Origin of the sequence: Duganella sp. CY15W, assembly GCF_009857555.1 — a bacterium.
Lineage (GTDB): Bacteria > Pseudomonadota > Gammaproteobacteria > Burkholderiales > Burkholderiaceae_D > Rugamonas > Rugamonas sacchari.
Map to the genome: position 1 here is coordinate 10,455 of NZ_WWCQ01000008.1, position 25,609 is coordinate 36,063.

The 25,609-nt window shown below is 60.4% G+C and carries 12 protein-coding genes and 1 pseudogene; 10 read left to right on the forward strand and 3 right to left on the reverse strand.

From position 1 onward, the window contains the following. Positions 1-88 precede the first annotated feature (88 nt). From GTP58_RS28205 to GTP58_RS31170, 4 genes are read left to right on the forward strand one after another with little or no spacing between them, the layout of a single operon-like run. Positions 89-17,266 carry a DUF4214 domain-containing protein gene (locus GTP58_RS28205; protein WP_161080294.1) on the forward strand — a complete coding sequence of 5,726 codons (17,178 nt, stop codon included), beginning with the start codon at positions 89-91 and terminating at the stop codon, positions 17,264-17,266. Then, positions 17,256-17,744, forward strand: coding sequence for a hypothetical protein (locus tag GTP58_RS28210; RefSeq protein ID WP_161080295.1), 489 nt, complete (start codon positions 17,256-17,258; stop codon positions 17,742-17,744). Before GTP58_RS28205 ends, GTP58_RS28210 begins: the two co-directional genes overlap by 11 nt. Further along, positions 17,741-18,886 (forward strand): hypothetical protein, encoded by a 1,146-nt coding sequence (locus GTP58_RS28215; protein ID WP_161080296.1) that lies wholly within the window; start codon positions 17,741-17,743, stop codon positions 18,884-18,886. Before GTP58_RS28210 ends, GTP58_RS28215 begins: the two co-directional genes overlap by 4 nt. 12 nt (positions 18,887-18,898) lie before the next feature. After that, positions 18,899-19,192: a hypothetical protein gene (locus GTP58_RS31170; RefSeq protein WP_202413893.1), complete on the forward strand. Its 294-nt coding sequence runs from the start codon at positions 18,899-18,901 to the stop codon at positions 19,190-19,192. Positions 19,193-19,239: 47 nt separating this feature from the next. Here GTP58_RS31170 and GTP58_RS28225 read toward each other — a convergent pair whose 3' ends face one another. Together GTP58_RS28225 and GTP58_RS28230 are read right to left on the reverse strand one after the other, a co-directional pair. Beyond that, positions 19,240-19,536 (reverse strand): hypothetical protein, encoded by a 297-nt coding sequence (locus GTP58_RS28225; protein ID WP_202413894.1) that lies wholly within the window; start codon positions 19,534-19,536, stop codon positions 19,240-19,242. A gap of 97 nt (positions 19,537-19,633) precedes the next feature. After that, positions 19,634-19,858 carry a hypothetical protein gene (locus GTP58_RS28230; protein ID WP_161080297.1) on the reverse strand — a complete coding sequence of 75 codons (225 nt, stop codon included), beginning with the start codon at positions 19,856-19,858 and terminating at the stop codon, positions 19,634-19,636. Positions 19,859-20,125: 267 nt separating this feature from the next. Here GTP58_RS28230 and GTP58_RS31540 point away from each other — a divergent pair. Further along, positions 20,126-20,200, forward strand: a pseudogene (locus GTP58_RS31540) (hypothetical protein); the annotation flags it as partial. Between the two features lie 47 nt (positions 20,201-20,247). Here the strand turns inward: GTP58_RS31540 and GTP58_RS31545 are convergent. After that, entirely contained in the window at positions 20,248-20,640 is a 393-nt protein-coding gene (locus GTP58_RS31545; RefSeq protein WP_229215797.1) for a hypothetical protein, read from the reverse strand. Positions 20,641-21,360: 720 nt separating this feature from the next. Between GTP58_RS31545 and GTP58_RS28240 the strand changes: the two genes are divergently transcribed. The 5 genes from GTP58_RS28240 to GTP58_RS28260 are packed head-to-tail and all read left to right on the forward strand — an operon-like array spanning position 21,361 to position 25,607. Beyond that, positions 21,361-21,684 (forward strand): helix-turn-helix transcriptional regulator, encoded by a 324-nt coding sequence (locus GTP58_RS28240; protein ID WP_161080298.1) that lies wholly within the window; start codon positions 21,361-21,363, stop codon positions 21,682-21,684. Positions 21,685-21,692: 8 nt separating this feature from the next. Continuing rightward, a complete protein-coding gene (locus GTP58_RS28245; RefSeq protein ID WP_161080299.1) occupies positions 21,693-23,828 on the forward strand; it encodes a Mu transposase C-terminal domain-containing protein in 2,136 nt (711 codons plus the stop codon). 48 nt (positions 23,829-23,876) lie between these two features. Further along, the gene (locus tag GTP58_RS28250; RefSeq protein WP_161080300.1) at positions 23,877-24,617 is read left to right on the forward strand and encodes an AAA family ATPase; all 741 of its coding nucleotides are present in this window, start codon (positions 23,877-23,879) and stop codon (positions 24,615-24,617) included. Positions 24,618-24,631: 14 nt separating this feature from the next. Next, positions 24,632-25,273, forward strand: a complete 642-nt coding sequence (locus GTP58_RS28255; protein WP_161080301.1) for a hypothetical protein — start codon at positions 24,632-24,634, stop codon at positions 25,271-25,273. Further along, complete coding sequence (locus GTP58_RS28260) at positions 25,260-25,607, forward strand: LysR family transcriptional regulator (protein WP_161080302.1); 348 nt, start codon at positions 25,260-25,262, stop codon at positions 25,605-25,607. Before GTP58_RS28255 ends, GTP58_RS28260 begins: the two co-directional genes overlap by 14 nt. Positions 25,608-25,609: the final 2 nt, after the last annotated feature.

Here is a 25,609-nt window from a genome sequence, read left to right on the forward strand (position 1 = left end):
ATACATTGCTTGATAAGGCAGATAAATTGCCTGTAGATAACACAAACCGATGGCCAGGGTGCCATCGCATTGCAAGGAAAGTCATAAAATGGTCGCGATTGTTGGCGGTAATGGTCTGGGTATTCTGAACACCTCCGGTGCTATCCTTGGACAGCAGGGAACGTTTGGCAACGCAGCCACGGGCAGCAACCAGGAAAAAGCCTATCTGAATATTTTCAATGGCAATCTCTCGCTGCAGGACAGCGATGATTTCCTGGCGGCGCACGGCGTCAACGTCGAGTTGACCCGCATGTACAACTCGCAAGGCAAGATCAGCAACGATTTCGGCGCCAGCAACAACGGCAACAGTGGCGCCAGCTGGAAGTATGGCCTGAACCGCAGCGTGGTCATGCTCAACAACGGCGCCCCGAATGCGGCCGGGACTCAGGTCGCGCGCACCGCCGCGGATGGCAACGTCACCATCTTCACTTACAACCCGACGCTGCAGATGTACCAGTCGACGGATGGCGCCGGCCCCTACCAGCGCATCAGCTATCTGGCCGCGACCAAAGAATGGGTTTACCGCGAAGACAATCCACTGGCGGTCAATTTCTACGAGGTGTATGACAGTACGGCTGGCAACAATGGCCGCTTACTGCGCATTTTTGAACGGGATGCACAGAACAACGAAATCGTGCGCCAACGCTTTGTCTACGATGGCCAGGGCCGCCTGATTCAGGTCACCGACGCCGCCGGCGCGTCCGGCCTGGCCGGCACCTCGACCGCCGATGCGACCGGCGCCAAGAACGCGCAGAACCAGTACACCGGCAACGACCAGACCCACTTTGACTATGATCCGGTCACGGGCGACCTGCAGCAGATCCGCTCGGTGCTATCGGATGGCAGCACGTTCATCCGCACGCACTACACCTATGACAGCGAACACCGCATCAAGAGCGTGCTGGTTGACTTGACGCCGGAAGACGGCACGATTGCTGACGGCAACGTCTACACCACCAACTACGAGTACGATCCTGCCAGCAAAGGCGTATCCAAGATTACCCAGTCCGATGGGAGCGTGCTCAGTTTTTCCTACACGCTGGTCGGTGCGAGCTACCGCGTCGACAGTTTTACCGACGCGCTCAACCACAAGACCAGCATTGACTACACGGTCGCCAACAAGCCGGTGGTAACCGACCCGCTCGGCGTCAAGACCACCTACACCTTTGACGCCAACGGCAACCTGACCCAGGTCGATGTGCGCGCGCCCGGCAGCACGGCGCCGCTCACCACCAAATACATCTACGACCCCAGTGGCAACCTGATCCAAAGCATCGACGTCAACAACCGCAGCATCCTGTACGGGATTGTGGCCGCCACCGGCACCACGCGCCCCGTCATCGACCAGCTCAACAGTCCGCACGAATACGACTACGACACCGATTTCAAGCTCAATACCTACAACAAGAAAATCGTCGAAATGGCCTGGAGCGCACCGGACTCCAACGGTCTGGAGGCGGGCGGCGTCAGCGGCCAGCAGGTCAGCACCCACTGGGTCTACGAAGATTCCGGCCGCCTGCACTACGTGGTGGCGTTTGACGGCGGCCTGACCGAATACCTGTACAACAGCACCGGCGAGCTGGCGGCGGAGCTGCGCTACGCCGCTGGCACGATTACCATTCCGGCAGCCGACCCCAAGAAAATGGTGGAAGCCACCATCGTTGCCGCGCTGGCCACCAAGCCGTTTGATAAAACCAGTGTCAGCCGCACCGACTACCAGTATGACGCGCGCGGCCTGATGGTCAAATCGATCCGCTACGCCCAGACCGATGCCAATGGCAGCGGCGTTCTGGACGGCGCCGAAGGCGTCACAGTCTACAGCTACAGCCCGTCGGGCCAGTTGCTGTTCAAGAAAGACGGCAACGGCAACCAGACCACCTACACCTATGACGGCCTGGGCCGCACGGTGAGCGTCACCGACGCCAAAAACACGGTGCTCAAAACGGTTTACGACAAGGCCAGCGTGACCGTCACCACCACGGCAGCCGGCGCCGACAAGCCGCTCAGCACGGTAACCTCTGTGCGCGATGCAGCGGGTCAGCTGCTGAGCCTGCGACAGCAATCTGGCCAGCAGGACGGCACCACCACCAATGTGTACGACAACGCCGGCCTGCTGCGCATGAGCACCGACGCCGCCGGCTTGCGCACCTTCTGGCTGTATGACAATCTGGGCCGCAAATCGGCGCAGGTCGAACCGAACGGCCTGCTCACCGAATACAGCTACAACAAAGCCGGCCTGCTGACCCGCACGCTGCGCTACGCCACCGCCATCGATACCGCCCAGTTGTACGATGCCCAGGGCAAGCCGGTCGATATCGACCTGGCCACGTTGCGGCCCGATCCGGCCAGTGCCGACCGCACGGCCGACCGCGGCAGTTGGATCGAATATGACGCCATCGGCGAAGTGATTGCCACGATTGACGCCAACGGCTACCTGACGCGCTTTACTTACGACAATCTGCACCGCCTGACGCAGACCATCTACCGTGCCAACCCGGTCGATACCAGCAAGCTCGACGGCCTGACCATTCCAGCCCTGTTTGCCAACGAAGCCAATCCCGCGCAGGACCGCATCGTGCGCAAGATGTACTTTGGCAGTGAACTGATCGGCGAACTCGATGCCCTAGGCTATCTGACCGAATACAAGTACGACAGCAACGGCCGCGTGATCGACACCATCAGCTACGACACCATGAGTCCGGCAGCGGCCTGGGCCAGCTTCGACATGAATGCGCTGCGCACGACGCCGCCCAACGTCGTCAATCCGCGTGACCGCCATGTGCGCAGTTTTTACAATGGCCGCGACCAGCTGGCCGGCGTGATTGACGCCGAAGGCTACCTGACCACCTACAGCTACGACGGCGCCGGCAACCGTAGCGGCAGCCGCAGCTATGCGACCGCCGTCACGGTGCGCGCCATGACGCCGCAAAAGACCTTGAACGACCTGACGCTCAAGTTGTCCGACCTGGTGATCAAGAGCGACGCTACGCAGGACCGCGGCAGTAGCTTGACCTACACCGCACTCAACCAGCTGCGCCAGGAAACCCGCCTGGACGGCAGCTACACGCGTTACACCTACGACGATGGCGGCAACCTCGCCACGGTGGAACGCGGCACGCTGAACGGCGCAGAAATGCTGAGCGCCTCGCGCTACGACAACGCCGGCCATCTGATTGCCCAGCTCAGCGACGTCGGCGCCGGCCTGCTGGCCGCGCTGGGTCCGGCGCCGCGGCCAGCCGACGTCGCGGCACTCTGGGCCAGCTACGGTCTGAGCTACAACTACAACAAGCTGGGCCAGCGTGTCAGCATGACCGATGCGCAGCAGCACACCACCATGTACTTCTATGACCGCCTGGGGCGTCTGAACTACACCATCAGCGCGAGCGGCGAGGTGCAGGAACAGCGCTACAACCTGTTTGGCCAGGTGGTCAAGAGCATCCAGTACGGCAACAAACTGGATGTCGCTTCGACTAACGGCCTGCTCCCCGGCACCCTGACCTGGGGACTGGTCAGCGCGGTACGCAATCTCAGCGATGTCAGCCAGGACCGTCAGGCTAGCTTCTACTACGACGACAACGGCAGGCTTGCATACAGCGTCGATGCGGGCGGCAATGTCAAGAGCACCACTTACAACGCCTTTGACCAGGTCAAGCTCAGCGTGCAGTACGCCGGCCAGCTGGGCGCCGCCGCCCGCGCCGCGCTGACCGGCGGCTCGGCCGACGATGGCGCGCGCGCACTGGACAGCATCCTGGCCCAGAGCGCCAACAGCCAGCGCAATGTGTTCTACTACGACGCCGGTGGCCACCTGATCTACTCGGTGGATACCCAGGGCAATGTCAGCGGCCAGCAATACAATGTTGGCAACAGCCTGAGCGCATCGACCACGACGCAGTACTACAACCAGCTGGCGCCGGACGCGCTGACGGGCGCCCAGACCGAAATCACCTCATTCGGCACGGCCAACGCCAACGTGGCCACTAACCACGTTCAGCAGCTCCAGTACAACCGCCGTGGCCAGGTGGTCGACGTGGCGGACGCCAAGACCGGCGGCAACCACACGCTGACGGCGTACAACGGTTTCGGCGACATCATCCGCAAGACCCAGCTGTCCACCGCAGCCGCCATCACGGCGGCACCAGCGACCGACATCACGCTGCAAACCGTCTACGACAGCAACGGCCGCGTGCGCGCCAGCATTGATGCGATGGGCGCCGTCACCGCCTATCTGTACGACAGCATGGGCAATGTCACGGACCGCTACACGTACGCCAATCTGCTGAGCGGCTATGCCACTTCGAGCAATATTGCCGACACCTTTAACACCGCCCTGGCAACCGGCACGCTCAGCGACCCGACCCGCGACCTGCATACGCGCTATCTGTACGCCAACGGCAAGCTCAGCGCGACGCTGGTAGCGCAGCGCGTGACCGCATCGCTGAACGCGCAGAACCAGGTGGTGTACAACAGCAGCTGGGGCGTCAGCAGCCAGACCTACGATGCCAATGGCCGCCTGCAGGCAAGCACCGCTTATGCCAGCCTCATGAACGCCAGTGCGCTGGTGCCGCAGGACACCGATGTGCGCAACTGGATCGCGGCCGCAGTGGCGCTCAACGCCAGTCAGCCCGAGCATGACAGCATCGCCCACGACAGCAGCGTGCGGATGGTGTACGGCGCCGATGGCCGCCTGCTGGCCACCGCCACCGCCCAGCGCCACAGCAATGGCAGCATCGAATGGGCCATCGTACGCCAGCAATACGATGGCGTCGGCAATGTGGTGAGCCGTACCGCCTATGCCACCGTGCTGCGCGCACTGGAGCCAACCGAAACGGCGATTCTGAACCTGGCGACATCCAACGCCGACGCCGTCACCAGCTACCGCTACGATACGCTGGGCCGCGTGGTCATGACCGCCACCGCCATGGGGCCATCGCCCGAGCAGCCGACGTTGCAGCGCTGGGCCATTGCCAGCCAGAGCTACGACAACGCCGGCAATATCGTGCGCCGCACGCAGTACGCGACGCCATACCTGGGCACCACCTTGCCGGACAAGCTGGCCGGCGCCGTACAGGCCAATCCCGCGCTGGACCGCAGCAGCTACACCGACTACGACGTGCTCAACCGTCCGGTGGTCACGGTCGACGCCTCCGGCGGTGTGAGCAAGGTGGTCTACGACAATTTCGGCAATGTGGTGCAGCGCATCGCCTATGCTGCCCCGGTCGACGATCCCAGCAAGGTGGACCTCAGCTACGCGCCGCCGCTGACAGCGCTGGACCGCGTCAGCCGCACCGTCTACGATGCGCTGAACCGCCCGGTGTACCAGATCGATGCGCTGGGCCAGGTCACCGAAAACCGCTACGACGTGCTTGGCAACCTGATCACCGTGGTGCGTTACGACACGCCAATCAAACCTGCGACCCTGGCCACCATCACGGCCGCCACCACGCCGGTCCAGCTGAAGGCAATGGTCACGCTCAAAGCCGGCGTCGACCGCCTGCAGCGCTATGTGTATGACCAGGACCGCCGTCTGCGCTACACCGTGGATGCCGGCGGCTTTATCAAGGAAACCACCTACAATGCGCTGGGCAAGGTTGCTGCCAGCCGCAACTACCTGCGGCCATCCGCGTTCAGCGAACCGCTGGTGGCGGGCTCGGTGGAAAAAGAGGCGGCCGACCAGCTCAAGGCGGGCCTGGCCAACAGCATCAGCTATAGCTATGACGCTGGCGGCAATCTGGCCGCAGTCACCGACGACCAGCCAGCCACCGAGTACTATGGCTACGATGGCCTCGGCCGCAAGACCAGCTTTACCAACAAGGCCGGCAGTGTCTGGACCTATGCCTACGATGCCGCCGGCCGCATGACACTGGAAACCAGTCCGGCGGTGGCCGCGTTTGGGCCCAATTTCGGCATCGCCATGGGCAACTGGACCGACGGCGACCTGCTGTCCATGCTGACCCGCATGGAATACGATGCGTTCGGCAACCTCACCAAGCGCAGCATCGGCGCCATCGACGGCACGCAGCACGTGACCGAATACCGCTACGACAATCTGGGCCGCCAGATCCAGACCATCCTGGCGTCGATTGCCATCTACGACGACAGTCAGGATCCCAAGCTCAGCGACGGCAGCGCGCCGGCCTATGAGAAGGCCAGCGGCCCGCGCATCACCACGGTCACCTACAATGTGTTTGGCGATGCCGTGGCCAACCAGGACGCCAACCAGCAGCGCAGCTACAAGATTTATGACCAGCTGGGCCAGCTCAGCTACGACATCGATGCGCTGGGCTATGTCACGCGCTATGACCGCGACCGTTTTGGCAACGTCAACACGCTGACCCGCTACAGCAACACTGTCAATGAGCGCCTGAACGGCAAAACCCCGGCCCAGTTCAGCGAAGCCGAATTCGACACCGTGGCCGCCGGCATGGCCGATCCGATGCGCGACCGCGCCATCCGTACCGAATACGACCTGCTGAACCGCAGCACCAAGGTCAGCGAACCGGTGGTCTCGGTCTATGACACCCACAGCCTGGGGGCCGCGCCGGCCATGCTGGCCGGCCGCACCAGCGAGACTTTCTATACCACCTTTGGCGATGTGCGCGAACAGCAGGTGTATGGCGCCGACGCCGGTGGCAAGCGCGTCACCGACGCCGCAACCACGCGCTACTACTACGATGCCCTGAGCCGCAAGGTGCAGCAGCAGTCGCTGCTGAGCGCCACCACCGGCTATGTCACCACCTTCAGCTACGACGTCAACGTCAGCACCAAGACCACCTCGGTCACCCAGACCGACTACTACAATCAGGCCACCATCGGCAACGGCCTGGTGGTGCCTGGCAGTGCCGACCTGCTCGTCAAAAACAACGTTGCCGGCAGCAGCGGCAACGCCGACCGCAAAACCGTCCAGACCTACGATAAATACCAGCAACTGATCAGCGAGACGCGCGTCAATCTCGGCTATGTGCGCGACGGTGTGCAGAAAGTGGGCGACGCGGTGACCAGCTACGGCTACGACGTGTTGGGCCGCCGTAATGCCGTCACTGATGCGCTGGGCGGCACCATCTATACCTACTACGACGCACTGGGCCGCACCACCGGCGTGGCCAAAGTCCAGACCATCGCGTACTTCGAGGCGCCGGACGCCGGTTCGCAGCTGACCGAATTCAAGCTCGATATCTTTGGCAACACGGTGCTGCAAGTGACCTATGCCGCGGGCGCCGATGGCACGCCAACGGCAGCGGGCGCCAAGGCCAAGGACCGCTACAACACCGACAACCGCGTGGTCACCACCCAGTATGACGCCGACGGCCACGCCGTGCTGGTGCGCGATGCCGAGCAGTTCGCCAAGGGCACGCAAATGCTGACCCAGACCTCGTACGACATCTACGGCCGCGCCGCCAAGCAATGGCGCACGGTGACCACTGCCAGCGGCCCGCAAACCGCCTACCAGATCACGCGCTACGATGCGCTGGGCCGTGTCAGCGAAGTGGAGACGCCAGGCAACGCCAACCTGGTCACGCCCGGCGCTGCCGTGCTGCGCAACCACAAGACCAATGTCTACAATGCCTTCGGCGAAGTCACGGAGACCTATTATGTTGCCAGCAACGACAGGCTGAGCGGACCGGTGGTGGGCCAGCGGACCAGCTATACCCGCTACGACCAGTCCGGCCGCGCCTGGCTGACCAACAGCGGCGACGGCATCGACAAGGCCATGTTGTACGACGTGCAGGGCAATCTGACCGCCCAGTTCGTCAGCAACAGCACCAATGATCAGCACCAGCTGGCCAAACTGCAGAACCTCAGCGAGCTCGATGAGATGACCACCTTGCAGCGTACCGACATGCGCTACGACCTGCTGGGCCATATGATCGACAACAGCGGACCGCGCGACATCGTCAAGGGTGCGCTATACGTGCTGCGCCAGACTGCGAACGGCTGGCAGAAATCGCCGCTGGCAGCCGACGAGACGCTGGAGGGCTTGCCTATCCTGCTCGGCAACGCCTCGGAAAGCGTCAATCAGCTGACGATCCAGATCCTGCAGCCAGGCAAAGCGCCGTTGACGCTGCCAGCCGGCGCCGTGCAAACCTATGGCGACTACCTGGGCTTCGTCTTCCCGGCGGATATCGGCCCGTGCGACTACCAGGTGTTTGCCAATCCGCCAGGCGAGCCGTCCTACCAGGTGGCAGCGGGCAAAGTCAGCGCCTCTGGCCTGGCGATGACCAGCATCAACCGCAAGCTGATCCAGCTGTTCCTGATGGTGGCCAACCGCGCCCCGACCTTGAACGAACTCAACGGCCTGGCCGACAAAGTCACGGCGGGCGCCAGCCTGGCGTCGATTGCGCTGGACTTGCTGAACCGCCCGGATGGTGTCGCCGCTTTGCAAAATGGCAGCATGGCCTTCCTGACGCGCCTGCATGACGAAACGCTCAAGCTGTCGCTGGACGGCGCCACCATCGCCGACTGGCAGCGCCAGTTCACGGCCGGGCCGGACGACCAGCGCGGCAACGCCCTGCTGGCGATCCTGCGCAGCGACGGCAACAAGCTGACGCAGCGCGCCAACGCCCTGCTCAACTACCTGACCACCAACGGCGGCAGCAATGCCGCCAGCGCAGCAGCTGTGCTGGCGCACGCCGACAGCAGCCCCGACGGCGCGATCGCGGAAGGCAACTCGCTGGCCAAACTGGAAAAGCAGCAGGCGCAAGTCATCAAGCTGTATGTGGCCATCCTGGGCCGCCTGCCGGAACCGGCCGGCGTCGAGTTCTGGACCAATGCGCTGCGCAACGGCATGTCGCCCGACGATCTGGCCGACAACATCATGAACAGCGAGGAAGGCCAGAGCCTGCTACCGCCGCCGGCGCCGCTGACCGCCGTCGATACCACCATCACGGCCTCGCTGCAGTTATTCCTGGGTACGGTTTACAGCAATATGTTCGGCCGCCCGGCGCCTGATGTCGAAATCAAGCGCGCAAATCTGATGATGTACATGGGCTCGAAAATCAGCCGCGGCGCCTATCTGAACATGCTGCTGGAAGGCGAATCCAATGGCTGGCTGTCGGCCGCGGACGGCCTGGCCATGCGCGACAAGGTTGCCCTGGGCTTTGCCTACATGGCAATGCCGGCCACCGGTGCCGATCCGGCGGCGCGCCAGGAAGCGGAACGCGACATCATTGCGGCCATCAACGTTGCACCTAACCGCAGCGACGCCATCGCCCAGGCGCTGGCCCTGCTGCGCACGCGCGCAGCCACCCCGGCGGCCAACCCCGCGCTGATTGATGGCCGCAGCAGCACCCCGATGGAAGACATGCGCCTGACCGTGACGCGCCTGTACGTGGCACTACTGGGCCGCGCACCGGACAAGATCGGCTTTGACTTCCAGATGGGCATGCTGCTGGCCACGCCGCCCAAGACCATGGAGCAGATTGCCAACGGCGTGCTCAACAGCCCGGAAGCGACCAGCAATCCCGCGCTGTTCCCGCCGGGCCTGTCGAACGAAGCATATCTCCGCCGCGTGTACAGCATTGCCTTTGGCATTGCGCCCGATTCCACGGTGATGAATTACTACTTGCAGGCGCTGGCCAGCAAGAGCCGTGGCCAGGTCGCGCTGGACATGATCAATGCCGTGGTGGTCGGCGCCCACGCGGCCGGCGCTGGCGCGCTGGCGCTGTTCAACAACAAGGTCGCGGTCGGCCTGACGTATGCGCAGATCTTTGGCGCCAACACGGACGGCGCCAAGGTCCTGAGCCTGGTCACGTCCACCGATACCACGGCCGCGATCAACTACGCCATGGGCATGGCCGCCTCGCTGGCATCCGCCAATTCGACGGCGCTCGCAGGCAACCTTGGCGACGCCTACGCGCTGAACAACAATGCCACCACCGCGCAGCAAAGCACGGCCAGCGCGGCCACGGCCGCCACCAATGCCGCCAACGCCAGCAACGCCAGTCCGCTGGCGCAGGCCACCTTGCGCGCAGCGCGCCTGTATGCGGCCGTTCTCAACCACGGCCGCACCGGCAAACCGATGGCGCTGGACATCAATGAAGTGGCCATCATGGCACGCGCCATGGTGGCCGGCACCAGCGACGCCGCCGCAGTCGCCATGCTGCTTGGCACCACCGAGGGTCAGTTGCTGTACCCGGCCGGCGTCGATGCAGCTGCTTTCGTGCGCCGCATGTACCAGCAAGTCCTGGGCACCACACCTACCTCGGCGCAGCTGGCATACTGGAGCGCCCAGGTGGCGCAGGGGCCGCAGAGCGCCGCCACCGCCGCCCTGGTCAACGAATTGTTGAACGGTGCGGTGGACAACGCCGATCAGTCGGCGGCAGATGCGACCTGGAGCGGCCGCGCCGCCTTCGACAAGGACGTCAACACGGCGCTGGGCGCCATGACGGCCGCCGCCGCCGCCGCCATCACCACCGCCACGGCGGCCCAGGCGGCGTACAACAACGCTGGGGTCCCGGCCAAGACCGACACCGCCGCCAAGTCGGCGCTGGCGGTACAAACCGCGCTCAACACAGCCGCCCCCAACACGCTGGCCGTGATCGAAGTCACGCGCCTCTACGTCGGCATCTTGAACCGCGGTCCCGGCGCCGACCAGGGGCCTATGGACATCGGCGGTCTCAACCTGTTTGTGTCCAAGCGCGTACAGGGCATGGACTTGCGCACCATGGCGCAGTTCATGATGCTCTCGCCCGAAGGCAAAGGCCTGTACGGCAGCCTCAAGGACGTCGACTTCATCAACAAGCTGTTCAGCCAGGTCTACGGCCGGGCGCCGCTGGCCTCCGAATCCTCGTGGCTCGAGCGCCTGCGCACCAGCAGCCGCGGCGACGTTGCCGCTGACCTGATCAGCACGCTGACCACCAAGGATTTGCCAACTGCGGCCGACTACACCGCCAAGTCGGCATTCAACCAGAAGGTCGCCACAGCGCTGGCGCCAATGGTCAACCTGGCTGCCACCGCTGCGGCCAACGCGCAGAAGGCCGTCAACGATGCGCAGACCCTCAAGGATCTCGCCGAGACGACACTGCAGCAGAAGAAAGATGCGCTGCAAGCCGCCAGCCAGCTGACGCCGGAAACTGAAGCGGCGGTGCTGGCGGCAGCTGCCGCGCAAAAACCGGCGCTGATCTATAACGGCGCCGCCGCCGATCTGGTCGCCCAGCTCAATGAAATGATGGTCGGCTTCAACCAGCCGACCACGCTGGCCAACTTGAGCGCCCGTCTGGCCAGCCTGCTGGACGGCAGCGCCACGCTGAGCAGTCTGGCAGGCCAATTCATGCAGGTGACGCCGCAGACCCTGAACGATCCAGCCAAGTTTGTCCGCAACCTGTACCTGACCATTCTGCAGCGCGAGCCTGAGCCAGGCGCGGTCGAGTTCTGGGTCGGAAAGATTCCGTCGTTTGGCGACGCCGCCAACTTCGCCAAGCAATTCTTCTTTGCCGGCTGCCATCGCGAGCTGTATGAGCCTTACACCGGCAGCGGTACCGACTATCTGAAACGCGCGCACTTCCCCGACGAGGTCGCCGCAGCAACAGCTGCCACGCTGGCCGAGGTGCAGGCGCTGACCAGCGCCTACACTGCCGCACTGCAAGGCGCCCCGGACCGCATCAGCGCACGCCAGGCGCAAGCGCAGCAGGAACTGGCGAGCGCCCAGACCGACCGCGACAACAAGGCATTCGACCTCGACAACACACGCAGCATCCTGACCGTGGCGCCGCAAACGCCGGCCGCCGTGAGCGCAGCCATCGCCGTGCAGAACAAGGCCGTGATCGCCGACAAGGACCTGTCGACACTGACCGCCGCCAAAGCCACCGCCGCCGCAGCAGCAGCAACGGTCGGCTTGGCCGCCAACGCCGTGGCCAGCGACTATGCGGCCGTGGTGGCCAACGCCACCGCCTTCAAGCCCGCCCTGGCGCTGGAAGTGACGCAATCGGGCGCCCTGGTCAACGTTGAGCTGGCAGCGGCCGCCACTGCGCGCGCCAACGCCGCCTATGCCGCCGCAACCCAGCGCACGCTCAATAGCCTGGGGCTGGCGCAAATGTACATCATGCTGCTGGGCCGCGCCCCGACCCTGATCGAACTGAACCAGGGCCTGGGTATGTTCAATAACGGCCGCGACCTGGCCAACCAGGCCGCCCAGCTGATGGCGGCCAATCCGACGCTGTACCCGGCCGGCATGACCAACGACGCCTTCGTCACCAAGCTCATCACCAACGCCACCGGCCACGCGCCGACCGCGGCCGTGCTGCGCCAGTGGAGCGACCAGCTGACCCAGGCGGGCGCACCAAGCCGTGGCCAGCTGATGGCAGCGTTGATCACCGACATGACGCGCACCAACCTCTCCGCTGACACGCTGATCTTCAACGGCAAAATCAATCTGACCCTGATCAACGCGCGCAACCAGGCCACCGCCGACGCAACCACACCGTCGGTCGCCAACTACCTCAACGCCAATGCCTACGTCGCCCGCGACGGCGCCTTGTTTGTCGACGCCGCCGCAGTGGCCGCACAGACCAGCAACTCGCTGTATGCGAACGAAGTGGTGCAGCTGTACGTGGCCCTGCTGGGCCGGGCGCCGGACACTGCCGCCCTGCTCGACTACATCAAGCAACGTGCGGCCGGCACGCCACTGGCCACCATCGCCCAAACCCTGCTGGGCACGCTGCCTGGCCAGGCGCGTTTCCCGACCGCCCTCAACAACACCGATTTCGTCAAGGTGGTCTACCAGCAGGCACTGGGGCGCCCAGCTGACGCGGCCGAAATTGCTGCCTGGGTGGCCAAGCTCAACGCCAACACCCCGCGTGGCGCGGTGGCTGTGGGCATCATCGCCGAGCTGTACGCCTATGCCGGAACCGACGGCGTCAAGCTGGCCGCACGCGTCAACTTCATGGGCCGCGTGGGCGTGGCGCTAACCCACCCGGACAGCGATAGCCGCGGCGCCGCCAATGCGGTGGGAGTGATGGATCAGTTAGTCAACAGCACGCCAGTCCGCAACTACACCACCAAAGTTTCGGTGGCCAAGTCCACCGGCCTGAGCGGCACCTCGACACCGTTCAGCAGCCCAACGCGCATGACCGTGGACCGCTGGGGCAATCTGCTCAGCATCAGCGACCTGCGTGATCCGAACTGGAAGATCAGCTACACCTACAACGCCAACAACCAGCAACTGAGCCAGACGCTCAACGCGCTGGCCGGCAGCAGCAACGTACCAACCAATCTGCACGACTACGATGTGCTTGGCCGCATGGTGCTTGAAGGCGACTTCGTCAACACCCCGCTGGGCAAACTCAACCGCTACGGCTACGACAGCAATGGCAATGTACGCCTGGAAGTGCATGCCGACGGCGGCAAGGTCACCTCCAACTACAACCTGTTTGGCGAACGGACCAGCGTCAAGCGCTGGGCCACCGACACCACCGGCGTCCAGACCAGCTATGCCTATGACCACCTGGGCCACCTGACCAGCACCAAAACCGAGGCGGTCTATGTTGCCTACGCCGACGATACCGAGCTAGGTATGATCGAGCGCGACAAGACCTTCCATCAGCTGGAAGAGCGCTCTGAATACGACGAGCTGGGCCGTAAGGTGCGCAATATCGACGGCGCCGGTGTCAGCACCTATACCGAGTACGACCTGGACGGCAACATCATCGCCACCATGACGCAAGGAAATCTGTACCGTGCGGTAACCGCTTATGACGCGTTCCACCACCGTACCGCCACCTTGGATGCCAATGATAAAAAAATGCGCTGGGTCGTGGACAACTTCGGCCAGATCAGCAAGTTCACGGACATGAGCAACACCGACACCTACTATGGTTATGATGGTGTCGGTCGCCGTACCATGACCACCCTCAACGGCAAGTGGATCAGCCAGACTTACGAGAATGGCATGCTGGTGCGTGTGGTCAACAACGAAAGCGGCTTGACCACCAACTACACCTATGACGTGGTCGGCAACCGCCTGAGCGAAAAGCAAAGCTATGCGCCCAACACCGCATCGCTACCAACGCGGGTGCAGAACAACACCCTCAAATACGACAAGCAGAACCGTCTGACGGATGTGTACGACGGTGTGTACACGCTGAACTACACCTACGACAACAACGGCAACCGTACCAGTGTCACCACCACGTACACGGGGATGGGATCGTTCACCAAATACAACGCCTACGACGAGATGAACCGCCAGATCATCGTCAATGCCGATACGCCATGGGATGCGGTGCTCAAGAAAGCGGACCTGGGTGACACCGGGCACCAGATCAGCTACGACAAGGCCGGCAACCGTCTCAGCGATACGTACAAGGGCGTGTTCATTAACAAAGACACGTATGCCACCACAGCGGGCGCCTGGACCACCGAAACCTATTCCTACGATGAAGCCGGCCGTCTGCAATATAGCTACCGCGACGGCGTGCTGTACGACACCCGCGTCTACGACGGCGCGGGACGCCTCACCTACGCAGGCGAGCGCGTGAAACCGTCCGATCCATCGCGCAACGCCACCCTGGCTGCAGGCATCCTGTCGCAGCGCCGTACCTACAGCTACGACGTCGGCGGCCACGTCACGCGGCAAGAGCTGTATAACTATGATCTGCCCGACCAGAATATTTATTTCGTCAAAGGTCATGGCAACGATCTGGGTGGTTACGACGCCATGGGCAACCTGACCGGCTATACCGTGGCGGCGACCAATATCGACAACAACGACTTCGGCAGGTACACCATCCAGTACCTGTGGACCGACGGCGCGCACGAGCAATTTACCAAGCAGATCAAGGACCAGACCGCCGTCGAGAGCGTCTACGACACGTTTGGCAACCGGATCCAGGTGATCGATGAGAAAAAACAGGTCAAGCGCCAATTCTGGTACGACGCCGACGGCCACGTGCAAAGCAAGCTCGATGGCGACACCAGGAGCTTCTCGCTGATCGTCAACGGTCAGGTGCTCGGTGACGAGAACTCCAGCAAGACCAACATCCTCGGTTCGCCGTACCAGTCGGCCACCGCTCAGTCGCTGTCGGCACCACCGAGCGTCTACAGTGTGCAAAGCCCGAACGAGACACTGCAAAGCATCGCCCAGGCGATCTGGGGCGACGCCAAGCTGTGGTACCTGATTGCCGACGCCAACGGCCTAGCCGGCGACGCCGCGCTGAAGGTCAACGACATCCTGCGCATTCCCACCCGCATCAACACCGCGCACAACGACTACGCCACCGTCAAGCCATACTACGTTGCCGAAGACATCGGCGACACCGCCCCCGCCATGCCGACGCCAAGCCAGCATCGCGGCGGTTGCGGCCCGCTTGGCAGCGTGATCATGGCGGCAGTGGGCGCAGCCGTGATGTACTTCACCGGCGGACTGGGTGCGCCGCTGGCCGCAGCACTGGGTTCGATCGCCAGCCAGGTAGTGGGCATCGCGATCGGCGCGCAGGATGGCTTCAGCTGGAAAGGCGTGGGACTTGCCGCTCTGAGCGCCGGCGTAGCCCAGGGCGTAGGTTCATTGAGCACGCAAGGAGGCCTGTTAAGTGCAATAAGTGGCGAAGGCTGGCAAGCAGCGGCGGCGCAGGCTGCCGTGTCCAACATCGCGACCCAAGGCATCGCCAACCTGACCGGCCTGCAGCACGGCTTCAGTTGGGCCAGCGTGGCCGGCGCCTCAGTGGGTGCTGCGGTTGGCAGCGCTTTGCGCAAAGACAGCGATTTCACGACATTTATGGGGAGTTATACCAACCTCGCCGCCGCTACTGCTGCAGGTATCAGCGGAGGCCTGACGACGGCAGTGGCGCGTGGTGGTAAAATTCAGGCGGCGTACATTGCTACAGACGCGTTTGGTAATGCGCTGGGCAGCAGCTTGGCTGACAGCATGCGACCGACGGCCAGTTCCACATCTTCTGGCAATGGAGCGGGCAGCAACAGTGGGCCAGGTGACGTCGAAGACTTTGACACGTTCCGTGCAAGGCAAGCTGTCAGCCGCGCCTTTGCAAAACCGGATGCGACATATCTTGCGATGGCCGATGGTCCTGACTATGCAGGTATGCTGCTGTCGTCCGCTAGTGCCGGAGGCAGCGGAACGTCATCGGGATTTGGCGCTGTCTCAAACTATGCCGGCGGCTCTCTGGACACCGGATGGGGTGCATTTAGCACTCAATTCACCTTTAAAGACCAACGTGGAGCGCAGGTCGATTACCTTGGCGTGATCGGTAATTCGGTTGGCAAGAGAATGACGGCTGACCAGGCCCGTGCTTACGATCTCGACCAGTATTACAGCGCTATGCGCAACGGCGACCTTCCTACCGTTCAATCCAACAGTCCCGGCATCGCTCGCAACATTGGCCCTGTCGAAGGCTTCTTCACGTTCAACAGTGTCGGCAGAGTCCTCAAAGGATATGGTGAAGGTGCGTATAACCTCGTCAGCGCACCTTTCGTTGGGACCGCGAACCTCGCCAAGGATGGTTACGGCTTCGCTAAGCAGCGGATATTCGGGCCTGAAGTTGGTGTAATGGGTGACACGCGACCTTACGATCCACAAAGTGGACTAGTGCGCTCACTCATGACGAAAGGCGGACTTGCGACAGCCGGAGACATTCTTCACGGTGCTGTGATGTCTACGCCAATCGGCACGCTCAATGCGCTCTATCATGGAAACCCTGAAGAGATAGGGGCCTCTTTGCCGGGTACATTTATGGCGTTATCAGGGATAGGAGGGGCTGGAGCCACGGAGAGTTTAGCGAGCAGAAATGTGTGGAAGACATTTAATAATCGTGGAGTTGATTTAGGCGGAGGGGCCTATGGACCTAACACTGAAATGGTTGCACAAGTATTGGAATCTGGAAGGGGCCGTTATCAAACGGTGGCAGACGCACTACGCTCAGGCGAATTAGCGTTGGGTTATGGTAACTTGCCAGACGGTGTTAGCGGCAGATATTTCCCCGGGAGCGGTGAATTAACCTTAAATAGAAATATGAACTGGTCTGGCAAGAACGGGCTATATGATGCTGCCGTCACCACTGCACATGAAGGACAGCACTGGTTAGATGATGTGGCAGGAATTGCTAGCCGGGGCATGAAAAATAACGAAATGTATTTCGAAGCTAGAGCCTTCTTGAGTGAGCAAAAATTAGCTAACAGCCTAGGCCGTCCAAGTTTAGGCACATTGGGCCGTCTTGAGGGGCAACTAGGGTCGCGGGCTGCCGCTTGGGAATTCATCAAAGGACAATATGGATATGGAAACTAAACACGTCATAGAGGAAGAACGTTCTCTCATTGAAAATTATTTTCAAGAACCCGCCGAGTTGATTTCTGAACGAGATATCAATTTTGGCAAGCTGATCATTTGGAAGAATTCAAATTCACTTCCTTCTCGACGGGCTTGTACATTTCGGGACGAGAAATGCCACGTAGTGATACCTAACCTCGATGAGAGGACGTTTGGCGCGATGCTGGAAATCATTGTAAGGGACAGTAGTAATGTTGAAGACGTGTGTAATTTGTTGCCTTTGATATCACCGGGGTTACGCAAGGTGATAAAGGAGTTGCGTCCTTACATGAAAGACATCAATGAAATCTGGCGCCCCCCGACTCTTATGCACGAGCGATTTTCTGTGTTTGTAGAAAACCTTACCTTGGGAACCCTTGAGCAGATCGTTATAAATCAGGAGTGTGGAATGAAACTGGAAACCGTTGGCGGAGGAATTCAAATGCATCTGAAGTGATTGCTACAGATGCGTTCGGCAATGCACTGGGTAGCAGCCCGGCCGAACAAGTCAACGACAGTCGAACGGCTGCCCGGATCAACGCCGACCAGATGCGCTCCGGTCAAGAAGAAGCCGCATTTGAGAAAGATGCCTGGTCTGCAAGGAGCGCACAAGACGTACCGACCGCTGGCAATATCATGACCGCCGATGAAGTCAAGCGGCGCGTCATGCTCGACATCTTAGGCGAACAAGCACGGGATGACTCCTTAATCACACCTGAAATGCTGCCAACCGGCGGTCCTGCTCGCGGAGTAGCTCGTTACCGCCCTGGCAGCTTTGAGATGGTTCGCAATAACAACTGGGACAACGCCTTGAATCTGGCGGCGGACCCGTTTGGATGGCTTGGTGAAGTGCCCAGCATCGTTGATGAACTAGGCAGGATGTCGCAGACACAAGCGAAGGTTCAGGTAGATGCCATGCGCGAAGCGATGACCAAGCTCGGCGTAAAAAACGTGCCAACAGACTACGAGTACTACATCAACAACTCAGGCACTGGCATCGACTTCAAAGGAACCGCCGAACACCTAGGAAATGTATATGAGGGCTATGTTCGGGACCAACGCCTGCGCGAAACGTGGGGCGATGGTTATGAGTCGATCCGGGTCGGCAAGTCACAGATGACAGTGTTGGAATTCGAGAAGAAAGTTCTCGACGTCCACCTGCAAGCGACAGATCGAGCCTATGCAAAAGGCGTTGATCTAATTGCCAGCGGCGAATTGGCTGTCAAAGATGGCCAATATGCCCGCACATTGGGCAGTTTTGTCGACGATCAGGTGCGACTCCGTCTTCGTGATATGGCAAAAGCCGAAGATATCAACAACAGCTCGATGTCGAACATATGGGCTATCAACCGCCGCATCAAAAACGATATAGTCGATGGCTATGGCATCTCTGACGGCAGGATCGGCTTTAACATTTTCCACGACACGACGCTGGCGCGGAAGGATGGCTACACACCTCAGTTGAGCAAGTGGAACACCATCCGGCCGGGCAACTTCCTTATCATTCGCTCGACAGAACTGGGCGGACCGTACGTGGTTCCCCGTCAATCGATTCAGCCCTACGCACCGATGCCAAAACTGCCTGGCCGGAAGTTTTAAATTGAAGGATTCATGATGTCTTTGACCGAAAAATTACGTGATTTTGCTGGAGCCTTGGCTGTTGCATCAACGGACGCCCCTGACGACTACCCGGAGTGGGGCTATACGACGTACGAAAGCAACATGACTAATCTCAAGGAACTGTGGACAGAAATCCTCCCCAAGTTGACGAAAGAATTGGAGAAAGCGGAATTCATTGACGGCAAGCTCCAGGAGGCGTTTGCCGCGTTCGAAGCCAAGGAGAAGGATAAGGGACGCAAGGCGATCCTAGCGATCTATAACCTTGATGTGAAAAAGCTGAGTTAGCTATATCCTCTCAGGTTATGTGTAGTGGTCACGACTTGATCTGACAGTTAGGCGGCATAGTGGATCAGCTCCTTGAGGCGGTTGGGACTGGGTGTGGCCGTGTAGACGAACTTGAACTCGACCGGCTCGAACATCGGCAAGAACTCCTGGTACGTCTTGCTGCCGTAGCCGCGCAGCACGCTGACCTCGTCCAGGCCGGACGCCTGCCACTTCGTGACGTCGACCTTGGGCTCGCGCACAGATTCGTAGTTCGTCAGGTAGATCGTTGCCGGGTCGTCAATCTCGGCGTCCGAACGGATGAACCGCAGGTCGACTGCCTGGTCGCCGGTGAAGCGCTTCGCCACCTCGCGCGCGAACTGTACCCTCCTTCACCCACTTGCGTTCGCGGCCCTTTTCGATAACGCGCGCAGTCCAGATGCGCAGCAGCTGCGCCAAGTTGGCTCAGCCGGATTCGAGCAGCTTTTGCTGCGTGCCGTCGGCGTATTTGACGCGAGAGAGCAGCCCACCGATGCCTGCGCTGGCGGTGTCGGCCAGCACGGCGGCGCATAGTGCATCGGTAGCGTGGTGATGCTCGTCGTCGCGCAGGTCAGACGAATTGACGGCGTGAAGGTATCGGTCGGCAAAGCCCATTGTCGTGCTCCAAGGTGTGTGACTGGACGTTAACACAGTAATTTCCTCAGCGCTACTATCGATGTACCAACGTCGCTATCTGGGCCGCCCTGCTTACCGGCGTACGACGCGGAGAACTCTTCCAGATCGAGGCAGCGCACATTGGCAGTGACACGATCACTTTTCCGGCGAGCAATACCAAAACACTACGGATGCGAGTGATTCCGATTATTCCCGCCCTGCGGCCTTGGTTGAAGTACTTCCCATTGAATATGACACTGTACGGCGTTCAGTCGTCATGGCGCCGCGCGCGTGAAGGCTGGTATGCCTCATGTGAACTTCCACGACCTGCGGCATTCTTCCGCGAGCATCATGCTCAGCCTGGGAGTGGATTTATACACCATTAGCAAGATCTTGGGCCACGCCAATGTGCAAACGACGCAGCGCTACGCATATCTCCAGGTTGACACGCAACGCGCCGCGCTGGACAAGTGTGGGGGAGTGACCGTTTTGACACCCGAATCCTGGGCGGCTTTCGGCCACAAACCCAGCAACCACGCGGCCGCCGCGCCAATTTCCTCACTTAACGCATTTTGAAACTTTCTGCTCAGGATTGAGTGGATCGTGCGAACGTTTGCGATTTTTTTGGAACTCTTTCGGTAATTTCTGTGCATTGGCTGGCGATGCGAGTAACACGCCTCATTTGCGCTGGTGCCGCGCTGGATGCCCGACAGCCAGGTCATGCAGGTCGAGCGGACGGCTTCTGTACCGAAACTAACGGCCTCATCCATCAGGCCAATCAAATCATCCAGTAAACTTCTCTCATTAAATGTCTTCATTGCAACTAGTGTTTATTCAAAGTAACGATTGTAACAATTCGGCTATCTTCAAATTCTCACCAATTGTCACACTAGCCGAGCGCGCGCAGTACGACGTCCATAGCATCTTCCTGGCCGTTGGACTTAACCAGGAACTGGTATAGCACCGAGATTACCGCAGGCCGACGCTCAGCGCTTATGGTCGCATTACGCGTGCGCTCCCATTCGTCCACGGCTCTGATTGCTAATTCCAATTTGCGAATGTCTACGTCATTGGAACCACCCGCGACTACGCCTGCAACAGAAGGGGCGTTTTCGGGCGCTGGCTCCGCAGATACGTCTTCTACACCAGTCTGCCACCATTTCACGCTCTTTCCCGATGCGCGCGCCAGTTTCTCCAACGTCCGCTTAATAGGTTGGTAGTCCTCTGCCCCCCTTTGCACTGCTGTTACTAAATCCTTGGGCAACCCCATAGCTGCGGCCCAAGCATACGGACGATCACCCGCCTCGCGTAGAAATCGCTGTCGAAAACTCTCTGGCATTTGGAAACAACCCTCATAGCTAAGTTGCTTCCTCAAAAACGGGAAACAACACAAAGAAACAACCACAAAACAACTCAATAGAATCAATAGCTTAAAGCATTAACGCAAACTTTAGTTGTTTCTTTGGTTGTTTCTCTATTGCAGGAAACAACTTTACAACCTAGAATACACCTACTTACTTACCGCGAAAGGTTAGCAAATGAGTGTAGTCATACGTCCAAAAAAAACCGCTCCGGTCAACTGGCACCGGGCGGACATCATTGCAGCGCTCCACAAAAACGGCTGGTCTATGCGAGGTCTCTCGGTGGCCAATGGCCTCAGCGAACATACCCTTAAGACGGCGATGACCTCGCCATACCCGAAGGCAGAAAAGATCATCGCTGCGGCGATAGGCGTTGAAGCTGAGGCTATCTGGCCGGAGCGTTATGCAAAGCGCAATTTTACGCCTGTTTTAACGCTTGTCACCAATTTTCCCCGCACGTTAGCAACTGAAATGCAACTCGACGCACCAACTAGCAACTAAGCAACCACATGAGCAACTTAGTCCCATTAAAACCGCATTATGACGCTGAAACCTTAGCGTCGATGGCAATTCCAGGTCTCCCGACCACGCGTGCAGCGATGTTCAAGCGCGCGAAGGCGGAAGGATGGAAGTTTGTCGAGGTGCCGGGCAAAGGCGGACCTGGTGGTGTTCGTAAAGAATACGTACCGCCGGCCCATGTAATGGAAATCATTCGCCTGCGTGCCGCCGGTGCATTTCTGGCCGTTCATGAGCAAACTGTACCAGCGACCGTTAAAACGACGGTTCTTCCAGAGGCCGCGACGTTTGCGCAATCCATCGTGGCTGACTCCCGCAAGGGCGTGCTGGCAGCGTTAAACGGTCTGATGTCCCAAGGTTACGCTACGAAAAAAGCCGCCCGCATACTGCTCGAAATGGCAGAGCGTGATGATGCGCCTGCGCACTTGGTGAACATGCTCCGCGCTGCGCGCGATGGACGTGGCCGTCCGAGCGCTACTGGCCTGCCATCGGTCAGCAGTCTACTGCGCTTCGTGGAGTACGACCGCGCCGGGTCGCTGGCACCAAGGTTCCAGCAACGCGACATGAGCGTGCCAGCCTGGGCGCCGCTGTTCATGGAGTGCTACCAAAAGCCCGAAAAGCCAACGGTCAACCACGCCTACGAAGCTTTCTACACGCTCGCAGCATCGCGCGGTATCGACAAACTGCCGAGCATCTGGCAGGTGCGGCGCTTCTTGGACAAGGTGGGCAAGGTCTCCGTTGAAATGGGCCGGATGGGCGACCGCGAGTTGAAGACCATTCGGCCATTTATCCGCCGCAGCTTCAAAGACCTGCTGCCAACGGATGTTTATAGCGCCGACGGCCACACCTTCGACGCGGAGGTTCAGCATCCATTGCACGGCCGGCCATTCCGTCCCGAAATCACCAGCGTGGTTGACATTGCGACTCGTCGCCTGGTTGGCTGGTCGGTTGGTCTCGCCGAAAGCGCTTTCGCGGTGCTTGATGCACTCCGCGACGCGAGCGTTAAATCGGGCATTCCGGCGATCTTCTACGTCGACAACGGATCGGGCTACAAGAATCAGCTTATGACTGACACCGCCACCGGCCTGCTTGGCCGACTTGGAACGGAGATGCATAACAGCATTCCGTACAACTCCCAGGCGCGCGGCGTCATCGAGCGCTTGCATCAGACCATCTGGGTTAAAGCGGCGAAGGAAGTACCGGGCTACATGGGGCGCGACATGGACCGCCAAGCAGCGCAGGTGATCCACAAGCTCTCTCGTCAGGCCATCGCGCGAACCGCATCCGGCGGCGCCGTGGCAATGCCACTGATGGCCTGGGCAAGCTTCCTGGAGTTCTGCGCCAGCAAAGCCGGTGAGTACAACAGCCGGCCCCACCGTTCGCTGCCGAAAATTGCCGATCCGATCAACGGCCGCAAGCGCCACATGACGCCCGACGAAGCCTGGCAACTGGCGGTCGACAAGGGATTCCAGGCATCCGTGGTGACGGACGACGAAGCACGCCCACTGTTCAGACCGCAGCTGCTGCGCACCGTGCGCCGCGCTGAAATCGAACTGTTTGGCAACCGCTATTTCGCGCGCAGCTTAGAAGAGTTCCACGGCGAGCAACTGTCCGTTGGCTACGACATACACGACGGATCGAAAGTGTGGGTCTACGACGCAGATGGACGGTTCATCTGCACCGCAGAGCATAACGCAAACGAACGTGCATACATGCCGGCATCTGCGGTGGACAAAGCGCGTGACAAGCGCGCGGCCGGCCGAGAGCGCCGCCTGGAGACGAAGCTGGAAGAGGTGCAGCTGGAGCGCCGTGGCGCACCAGCGCTGGAGAACATGGAGAGCGTCCACATTCCTGGATTCATAAACATCGACCGCGACCAGCTGGCGCAGCGTGCGCGTGATCTGGTGTTCAGCCCAGCGGCTGTACACGCGGACGTCGAGGTCGTCGAAGTACGGGAAGTATTAGCCGCGCCGGAGTGGTCGGCGCCAACCGAACCTCAGCACCGCTATGCCGAATGGCTGCGCATTTCAAAACTGGAGGAAGGAGAACTATCTGAGCGTCAAAAAAACTGGAGGCAGTCATACACGACCACCTCCGAGTTCCGAGTCTTTAGCAAGAAAACTGCCTAACAATCCGCGCTGCCGCCAGCAGCGCGAATAACAAGAAAGCATGAAATTATGACGAACATCAATCCGATGGTCAATCGCGTAGCACAAATCTCAAATCTCGACCTGGTCGCAATCGCGGCCGACAAGCTGCTAAATCGCGTCGACGGCCTGCCAGGCATGGGCGTGATCTACGGTGAGGCCGGCCGGGGCAAGACCTTCGCTTGCTCTGCCCTGGCCAACCAGGCGCGCGGCTACTACGTCCAGCTGAAGAGTGCATGGAACCGTAAAGCGATGCTCGAAAAGATTCTTTTTGAAATGGGCATCAAGCCGATGTCCACCATCGCCGGCATGCTGGATCAGATTTGCGAGCAGCTGGCCGCCAGCCGGCGTCCGCTGATTATCGACGAATTCGACTTCTGTCTGCGGTCCGACAGCATGGTCGAACTGGTGCGCGACATCTACGAAGGGAGCCAAGGAACGCTGATCCTGGTTGGCGAAGAAATGCTGCCCCACAAGCTCAAGAAGTGGGAGCGTTTTCACAGCCGCGTGATGGCATGGATTCCTGCAATGCCGGTCTCGGTCGACGATGCCGCGAAGCTGGCGCCGATCTACTGCCCTGGTATTGAAATCGCCCATGACTTGCTCACGCATATCGTCGCACAAGCGAATGGCTCGGTCCGCCGAGTCTGCGTGAATTTAACGCTGGTTCACGAGCAAGCAAACCTCAACGCAGATTCCAGTATGACGCTCAAAAGCTGGGGTGATCGGGAACTGTACACCGGCGAGGCGCCTAAACGCCGCGCTGCATAAGGAACTAGAAACAAATGGCAGCAACCTATAAAAAACGCGCACCGGCACACGTAGAGATGACCGGTGGCAAAGGCTCCCGCCAACGAGCATGGGAGCAAGTCCGAAAATTTGGGATCAACAAAGGCTTTACTACCGAGCAGCTGAGCATCAAGACGAACATCGAGGCCGGCACACTGCAAACCTATTTGCACGCTTTGACGATGGGCGGCTTCCTGGAGGCTAAGGACATTTCGACAGGCGCCGTACCGCGCAAGCATGAATGGAAGCTTATTCGCGACAACGGCGTCGAAGCGCCGCGCCTCACCAGAGAGGGCAAGCCGCTGCAGCAAGGCATGGGGACCGAGGCCATGTGGCGCTCCATGCGGATCATTGGCGACTTCAATTACCGGGAGCTGGCTGCCCACGCCAGCACCTCCGGCCAAGAGGTCAAGGATGGCACGGCAAAAGCGTACGTGATCATGCTGTATGCGGCAGGCTACCTCAGCCTGACAAAGCCAGCCAAGAACATGGTCAACGGCGCCGCCCGTTACCGCCTGGCGCCAGGCAAGTACACCGGGCCGCGTCCGCCAATGATCCAGCGTACCAAAAGCGTCTACGACCCGAACCTTAACGAAGTGGTATGGCAGCAGACGGAGAAGAACCATGATGACCTCTGATCCACGCTGGCTTAGGCTGCTGCGCGCCGAAGCAGACAAGACCAGCATCGGCCGCGCCGCGATTCGCGTCGGCTATTCCAGGACCGCTGTTAGCCAAGCCCTCTCTGGAAAGTATCCAGGTGACATGGCCAAGTTGGAGCGCATGGTGTTAAACGCACTCGAACTGCCGATGGCAGTTGCCTGCCCACACCTCTTACTCAACCTGCCGACGACAATGTGCCACGGCTTCTCGTCCAAAGCGGCGCCAACACACAACCCCGTTCAGATGATGCATTGGCGCGCTTGCCAGATCTGTCCGAATAAGAGTGATGCCACATCCAGCAGTCAAGACTAACA

What these genes read in the sequence shown, in the direction of transcription:
- GTP58_RS28205 (WP_161080294.1), top strand. Translation starts at nt 89, where the DNA reads ATGGTCGCGATTGTTGGCGGTAATGGTCTGGGTATTCTGAACACCTCC.
- GTP58_RS28210 (WP_161080295.1), top strand. Translation starts at nt 17,256, where the DNA reads ATGGAAACTAAACACGTCATAGAGGAAGAACGTTCTCTCATTGAAAAT.
- GTP58_RS31170 (WP_202413893.1), top strand. Translation starts at nt 18,899, where the DNA reads ATGATGTCTTTGACCGAAAAATTACGTGATTTTGCTGGAGCCTTGGCT.
- GTP58_RS31545 (WP_229215797.1), bottom strand. Translation starts at nt 20,640, where the DNA reads ATGAAGACATTTAATGAGAGAAGTTTACTGGATGATTTGATTGGCCTG.
- GTP58_RS28240 (WP_161080298.1), top strand. Translation starts at nt 21,361, where the DNA reads ATGAGTGTAGTCATACGTCCAAAAAAAACCGCTCCGGTCAACTGGCAC.
- GTP58_RS28245 (WP_161080299.1), top strand. Translation starts at nt 21,693, where the DNA reads ATGAGCAACTTAGTCCCATTAAAACCGCATTATGACGCTGAAACCTTA.
- GTP58_RS28250 (WP_161080300.1), top strand. Translation starts at nt 23,877, where the DNA reads ATGACGAACATCAATCCGATGGTCAATCGCGTAGCACAAATCTCAAAT.
- GTP58_RS28255 (WP_161080301.1), top strand. Translation starts at nt 24,632, where the DNA reads ATGGCAGCAACCTATAAAAAACGCGCACCGGCACACGTAGAGATGACC.
- GTP58_RS28260 (WP_161080302.1), top strand. Translation starts at nt 25,260, where the DNA reads ATGATGACCTCTGATCCACGCTGGCTTAGGCTGCTGCGCGCCGAAGCA.